We start from the raw sequence: 6648 nt of genomic DNA on the forward strand, positions 1-6648 counted from the left end.
GCTCCTAGAAGACGGCGGTGGCCAGGTTGACCTGGAACAGGCCGGCGACAGCGCGGGCATCGCACATGGCGTCGCGGCTGAATGAGCCCGCATCCTGTGCCTGGGAGTCGATCAGGGCGTCGGCCTGACGGGCACCGAAGGGCGTGAGGAAGCGGTCACCGTTCCAATAGCAAGGGGTGCCTTCATCGCCCCATTTGTCACTGCCGACGTCATTGGTCTGGCCGAAGTCGATTTCCTGGTGATACCAGTCCATGGCGATGGCCTTTTCCATTTCGGCAGCGGCTCGCGCCATCCTGGTGGGTATCACTGGTGTCTGGTGCCACAGGCCGAGGTAGAACCAGAGATTGACCAGGTTCGTGATGGGGCGCTTCTCGCTGGGCAGTGTCTCGCGCAGCTGGTACGTGGCTGCCATCAGGTGGTGGAAGGTATCGGCGTTCAATTCGTGGGCGTGGTTCGCGTCATAGGCCGGAGAGTCCGCCAGCGCCAGAAATGCCCCGGCGACCAGCTCGCCGGTTTCGTGGTGGTGCTTGAGCATCGGGTTGGTTTCGCGGTACAGCTCGCGGGCTTCATGCTGGCGCTGTTCCGCCAGATGGCGGGCGACGTATTGCTGGATGATGTCGCGGCATTCGCCAGTAGATGCTGCGGCTATCAGTGCGTCGTAGAACCCCTGGGAAGTGAGCAGCTGACAGAAGCGGCGCTCGTCGAGCAGGTAGCACTCGGTCCCCAGGCTTGCTGGGTGGACTTCGCAGGACGTCATGCGGGACAGGGCACGGCGCCGTTGGAACAGGGAATCTTTCTTCTTGTCGCGCGACAGGGACTCCGCCAGATAGCGGTCGAAATTCTCGTGGAGTGTGCTCATTTCAGGGCCTCATCGATCCGTTCGAATTCGTTCATCGCGGCTTCGTTGTCGCTGGCGATGTCGATGACGATGTCCTTCTCATCGACGTCGTACATCAGCACCAAGGCACCGACTTCGTGCCCACCGGGGGAGGTCGCCAGCAGGGTGCTGGGCTCGTCGGTGGCCAGCAGCTCGTCGATCAGCGTGTCCACGCTGTTGCCTTCCAGGGGCGTGACCTCGTCCTCGAAGGTGACCGCGATGTTGGTCCACCCCAGGGACTTGAGGCGGTTGATCAGGTCACGGGCATGCAGCCCGTTGGTGGTAGCGAGCAGGGATGGCATATCAAAAGCCCTCGGCCATGCGTTTATCGACGCCCATCAGCATCAGTGCGTGCTGATAGACCAGGAAGGGACGCGGGAACTCGTCCCGGATCAGATACTGCTCAGGCAGCCAGCGGCCGACGGCCTCGACGATGTCGTAGGCGAAGACACCCTCGTACTGGTATTCGGTGTCCTTGACGGCCTGCCAGGCCATGTCCAAGACGGTGGCGAAGTCCGTCACATAACTGATGAAGCCCAGCTCACCCTCCGCCAGTGAATCGACGGCCTGGGAAAACCGCTTGGACTCCGAGGCACCCTTGGCCAGGTAGGCCACGGTGACGTTGTCGGGGGTGACGGGGCGCTCCCAGTCGAACTGGGGCAGGGTCAGGAGCGGGGGGACATCCCGATCCAGGTTCAGCCAGGTGTGGTCGGTGCGGGATGCCAGCAGGGCCAGGTCGATCAGGAACGGGACCTTGTCCTGGGGCAGGTGGGGAATCTGCTCATCGATGATCAGCAGGGTGCCGGTATCGCGCACGATGCCGTTGGCGGCGCGGTGCCGGATGGCATCATTGAGCACGGACAGTTCGGCCTGGGGCACATGGCGGGTGTTCAGGGACAACATCTGCTCGGAATGAGATACGGGGAACATGGTATGGGGCCTTTTTTGGTAAGCGGTGCTTATACAGACGCCGTGGCGAGAAACGTCAGGCGCTCCGGTGCCGGCTCCTGGTCATGGAGCGGGGTGCGTTCGACGACGTGGTGCTGGTACAGCCCGTCCACGGTGCCCCGGCAGGTGGCCCGGGTGCGTTGCCCACCGGGGAGGTAAGCATCGACCGCCCACGGGAGAATCGGGGCGTGCGTCATGCGGATCAGCCGGGCAGCGGCCTTGAACGTGCAGCGGCGGCCACGGTTCGAGGGGCTGTCACCGGCCAGTGGGGCACGCTCCTCGTAGGTCGGGGCGATGCCCAGACAGTCCCACTCGTCGTCGGGAATGTCGTTGAAGTGGTAGTCCGTGCTCGACAGGATGCGCTCGCGGCCGATCACGTCCTCGACCTTGTCCATTTCCTCGGGACCCACGAACTGGACATAGTAGTCATGGTGACTGATACGATGGCTGACGTAGCTCTCACGCGAGTACATGGCAGTTCTCCTTGGGCAATAACAGTAACGGTAAGCACTGCTTATAGTGTAGTCAAGAACCCCCCGACCAAGGGGGGAGGCAGGGGGGATATCAGGCCGGGTGTTCTTCTTGCATCCGTTCCTCATACAGGGCGATGAACTTCTCTGTCGGGCGGTAGATGCCATGACGATAGCTCGGATGCGGGGTATTGGTGACTAGGGCCATATCGAGCAGGTACTGCACGAAATGGGTGTCATGGTGGTTGGTGTGCGACTCCGGCTTGAATATATCCGCCGTTGTGAACTTCCCGTCGTAGTGCGCGAGCATGAGCAGGTCCACAAGCACCCGGTGGCTTGATGACATGTCCGCGATCAGGGTTGGGAGCAAGGCTTCCTGCTCGGCCTTGATGACTGCGGCCTCTTCCGCCTGCCTTTCGGCTGCACGCTTCGCATCGCGTTTATCGATCAGGTGGTGCAGGCCCATCACGACCAGGCGGATGATGGAGCCGATGATCACCAATATGGCGAAGAACGAGACGGCTGCCAGTATGGCGGCGAGGAAGACCGGCATGGGCAGCCAATTGAGGGCGACCACGCAGGAAAGCAGGATGGTGGTGGCAAACAGGGTAGAGGCACGGGCCTCGGCCAGGGGGCGCGAGAGGAATTCTGCCGCTTTGACGACGCTGCTGAAGGGAGGGGTCATGGCGATACGTCCTTGTGTGAGAGATCGTGAATGATAGCCCACAGGGAGAGCGCCTAGCAGCACGCCAGACTCGACAGCCACGACAATGGCCCCCCGCCAATGGCGAGGGGCCGAGGGCCGTTACAGGCTGGCGATGACGCTGGCGCGACGGCGGCGCGTCTGTTGAGTCAGCGACTCGCTGCCAGCGGCGTTGAAGCCACGGTTCTGCGCATCCTGATCACGCGCCAGCTTGCCCAGCCATGCCGCGTGTGCGCGCTGATACTCGTGGTTGAGGGCCGACGGCGCTTTCGTCAGCTTCTCGTAGCGCCCCTGCTCGGTGCGGCGGGTGCTGAAGGCGATCTCGTCACCGCAGATCGCGCGGAAGACGTCTGCCAGCTCGCTGACCATCTCCAGGGCGGCGACCTCGTCGTCACGCAGGGAGTTGAGCAGTTCGAACTGCTTCTCGGACAGACGACGCGGCTCGACGCCAGCGGTGTCGGGCTCGGGGCGGATGTCGAGATCGACCGGCGACTTCACGAAACCGGCCTCGTCCAGCTCCAGCGGCTCGCCGCAGGCGTGCATGGCATCGTCGCCGAACTCGATGCGGTCAGCGAAGTGGGCCGCGCGGGCCGACTCGCTGACGAGCGTCTGAATCAGGCGCTCGAGCACGTTCTGACGCGGGTACTGACCCAGCTGGGAGAAGAACGCATCGAGAGTGTCGGTGGTGGCAGCGGCGGTGGTCTGGGTGGTCATGGCAGTGTCCTCGGAAGTGGCAGAAGTGGTGGTAGCGGCGGCGGGGGCATCCTCCCAAGGGGCGGTGTCCTCCAGGTCCAGCAGCTGGTCACGCAGATCGTTCTGGTTGTATCGGCTCATGGGTAAGGCTCCGGTTGGGTGTCACGGGATGTGACATAGAGCCTTGCGCACTGGCCCTGACGAAGTCAGGGCCTCGACTGCCACGACAAAGGGCCCCCGCAGGGGCCCTCCGTTCACTTCAGCAGGAACGCTGTCCGCTGCCGGATGTACTCTGTCCGACCCACGCGGGCGAAGTCGGGACGGTCGCGGCTGTCGTCCCAGTCCTCCAGCGCCTGTTCCTCTGCCTGCAACAGCAGCTCCAGCGGGTCCTGCGGCTCCGGCAGGCTGTGCAGGTAATCCGATCCATGGTCGATGGCGTGTGGCATGTCGTGTTCTCCTCAGATGGGTTCACGACTGCCACGCAATGGCCCCGCCGAAGGCGGGGCCTGGGGTTCACGCTGACAGCGGGGGGTAGTTGAACGGGTGGGCACTGACCCAGTCCGGGATGGCCACGCGATCAAAGGTGGCGACCATCGCGTCAGCGGCCTCCTGTGTGGGCAGGCGGGCGTAGCAGTCGTCGCCCGTGCGCAGGTCGTGCCAACTGATGACGTACTCCTCGCCGAAGAAGCGCCATTCCGGGATCGGGAAGCGCACGCTGCGTCCGGCCTGATCATAGATGTCAGGCGTGGCATGGCCGTTCTCGATCAGGCCCAGGGCGAAGTTGATGGCCTTCTGCCGGGTGATGAAGCGCTGTTCGTGCATGTCGCCATTGAAATCGCAGAACAGGACAGTGTGGGTGATGATCATGGTCGTGAATCTCTGGATGGGTTCACGACCGGCACGCAATGGCCCCGCCGAAGGCGGGGCCGGTTCGAACTGCCGCGCAATGGCCCAGGTCCTTCGGCAAGGACCTGGGACATAGAAAAAGGCCCCTGCCAGAGGGCAAGGGCCTGGGGGCTAGATCAGGATGTCGAGCAGGTTGTGCAGGTGCTCGACGTCAGGGCAATGGTGCTGGCGCTGCTTCTGCGTGTAGTCGCCGAAGTTCTCGTAGACCACGAAGGTTTCGCCCACGTCCTCCTTCTTGATGCGGCGCACCGAGACAGTCTGCTTCTCGCCATGGATCAGGTAGTAGGGCCAGTTGTGGGTACTGGCATACGGGCCCTGGGCGGCATAGGGCAGCAGGGCGGTGTCGAGGCGTGACTGACACTGGCGTTGGCCAATATTCGCAGTGCTTATATCAAACATGGCGGTCATGGTCGGGGAACTCCGTTTCTTATGTGTGTTGCGTTGTGTGAATCAACGCTAATACAGTAACCAACGGGACCTCAAGGGAAGCCCCGTTAGACGATGGTGGCGGTTACTGGCGCCAGGCCGGTGGGTAATAGCGCCAACGCAGCTGCATGCCGTCGCGTTCCAGCCGCTCGTAGCCGACCAGCTTCTTGGCGATCAGCAGCATGATCGACAGCAGGCAGCCGGCGAACACGGCAGCAGCCATGCCGGTGATGGTGCCGGAGAACATGCCGACCAGCATCGTGGTCGAGATGAAGTCCACGGCCGCGTCATAGCCCAGCACGCGGCGGATGTTGAGCTTGATCATCAGCACGAACAGGGCTGAGGCAGCGGCGATCGAGATCATCAGGAAAGGTCCCATGGGCATGTCCTCAGAATTGGGCCAGGGCGCGGCGCTGGGCGGCGTTCGCCGTGGGGGTGATATCACGGGCCTGCTCGAAGCGGCGCTCGTCCTCGGCCATCTGGCGGGCCTTCCTGTCGGCACGCTTGCGCAAGAAGGTCAGTGTGACGCGGGTGATGTTGGCGAACAGGTAGGCGTTGCCGACGGACGCCAGGGCGATGACCAGCAGCGTCAGGGGATGGGCCACGGTCAGGCCGGCAGCGATCAGGCCAGCGAGGGCGATCAGGCGCAGGGCGAAGGCCAGCAGGCTGCGGCCGGTGAGGATGTCGAGGATCAGGTTGATCATGGTCAAGGCTCCGGTTGAGTCACGGGATGTGACACGGACCTCACGCACTGGCCCTGACGCAGTCAGGGCCTTACCGATTGGTGGTCGATGATGGGCCTGTGTCCCGGTTGGCGAACGACCGGGACAAAAGTGGGGCAATTGGCGGGAGGCCAGCAATGACGGGGGCTGTGGAGCAATGTGGTGGCGTGGTGTCCCGGTTGCGGGTTCAATGTCGCTGAACAGGGCCAGGGCCAACGAACCGCTCTACGACGGGCTTTCCAACGACTTCTGTCCCAGTTGTCCCAGTTCTATTTAAACTATTTAAGTAAATGAAAGGGGTATATGAGTAGGACTGTATAGAGAGTAGTAATGCTATGTGTAGAAAAGGAAATAGGGGCCAATCCGGGTTTTTCGGGACAGACTTTTGCAAGGCATTGAAATCCTTGCTGAAAACAGGTGTCCCGGACCTTGGCCGGTTTTTTGTAACCGGGACAAACCGGGACAAACACTGTTTTTTAACCTGTTTCTCGCATTCCGACGGAAACGCAACCAGTTTTCCTTAATCGTTGCCCTTGATCCCATTGAAAGAATCAATTTGCTTAGACCTTCGTCGAGTGTCGCAGGAAGGGGACGGAATTACGACTAAGGGTGTAATCCATTAGCAAACGCTGAAACGTTGACCAATCTGCGTCGCATTTAGGGCCGTCACGGAAGTTCCCGAATAATATTCGAGCGTCTGCGGGAAGATTGGCACCGGGCCACGGGCCTGGAATCGTGATCTTGGTGGCAATCAGCACCGCTGCCAGGGCCTTGGACCGCTGACCGTGCTGACGTGGCCGATGACCGCTGTCCCGGAACTGGGACAGGCTGTAGCTCCCATGGTATGGGGGCTGTGGCAGATGTCCCGGAACTGGGCCAAGGGCTGGTGTCGGTGATCGCGGG

General features: G+C 62.1%; 11 protein-coding genes. All 11 read right to left on the minus strand.

Annotation, left to right across the window (positions count from 1 at the left end):
* Positions 1–4 precede the first annotated feature (4 nt).
* The 11 genes from ACN0Q0_RS15205 to ACN0Q0_RS15255 all read right to left on the minus strand — a co-directional run bounded on the left by ACN0Q0_RS15205 (position 5) and on the right by ACN0Q0_RS15255 (position 5727).
* Positions 5–859 carry a hypothetical protein gene (locus ACN0Q0_RS15205; protein WP_417244239.1) on the minus strand — a complete coding sequence of 285 codons (855 nt, stop codon included), beginning with the start codon at positions 857–859 and terminating at the stop codon, positions 5–7.
* On the minus strand, positions 856–1179 hold the full coding sequence (locus ACN0Q0_RS15210) for a hypothetical protein (RefSeq protein WP_417244240.1): 324 nt from the start codon (positions 1177–1179) through the stop codon (positions 856–858). Before ACN0Q0_RS15210 ends, ACN0Q0_RS15205 begins: the two co-directional genes overlap by 4 nt.
* A 1-nt stretch (position 1180) precedes the next feature.
* Positions 1181–1807: a hypothetical protein gene (locus ACN0Q0_RS15215; protein WP_417244241.1), complete on the minus strand. Its 627-nt coding sequence runs from the start codon at positions 1805–1807 to the stop codon at positions 1181–1183.
* Between the two features lie 29 nt (positions 1808–1836).
* Positions 1837–2298 (minus strand): hypothetical protein, encoded by a 462-nt coding sequence (locus tag ACN0Q0_RS15220; RefSeq protein WP_417244242.1) that lies wholly within the window; start codon positions 2296–2298, stop codon positions 1837–1839.
* 91 nt (positions 2299–2389) lie between these two features.
* The gene (locus ACN0Q0_RS15225; RefSeq protein ID WP_417244243.1) at positions 2390–2980 is read right to left on the minus strand and encodes a hypothetical protein; all 591 of its coding nucleotides are present in this window, start codon (positions 2978–2980) and stop codon (positions 2390–2392) included.
* Between the two features lie 120 nt (positions 2981–3100).
* The gene (locus ACN0Q0_RS15230) at positions 3101–3832 is read right to left on the minus strand and encodes a hypothetical protein (RefSeq protein ID WP_417244244.1); all 732 of its coding nucleotides are present in this window, start codon (positions 3830–3832) and stop codon (positions 3101–3103) included.
* 113 nt (positions 3833–3945) lie between these two features.
* Positions 3946–4137: a hypothetical protein gene (locus ACN0Q0_RS15235; protein WP_279839946.1), complete on the minus strand. Its 192-nt coding sequence runs from the start codon at positions 4135–4137 to the stop codon at positions 3946–3948.
* A 67-nt stretch (positions 4138–4204) separates the two neighbouring features.
* Complete coding sequence (locus ACN0Q0_RS15240) at positions 4205–4558, minus strand: hypothetical protein (protein ID WP_417244245.1); 354 nt, start codon at positions 4556–4558, stop codon at positions 4205–4207.
* Between the two features lie 150 nt (positions 4559–4708).
* On the minus strand, positions 4709–5005 hold the full coding sequence (locus ACN0Q0_RS15245) for a hypothetical protein (protein ID WP_417244246.1): 297 nt from the start codon (positions 5003–5005) through the stop codon (positions 4709–4711).
* 103 nt (positions 5006–5108) lie between these two features.
* A complete protein-coding gene (locus tag ACN0Q0_RS15250) occupies positions 5109–5402 on the minus strand; it encodes a hypothetical protein (RefSeq protein WP_279839941.1) in 294 nt (97 codons plus the stop codon).
* Between the two features lie 10 nt (positions 5403–5412).
* Positions 5413–5727 (minus strand): hypothetical protein, encoded by a 315-nt coding sequence (locus tag ACN0Q0_RS15255; protein ID WP_417244247.1) that lies wholly within the window; start codon positions 5725–5727, stop codon positions 5413–5415.
* Positions 5728–6648 lie beyond the last annotated feature (921 nt).

It is taken from the genome of Celeribacter sp. (genome assembly GCF_048259695.1).
Lineage (GTDB): Bacteria > Pseudomonadota > Alphaproteobacteria > Rhodobacterales > Rhodobacteraceae > Celeribacter.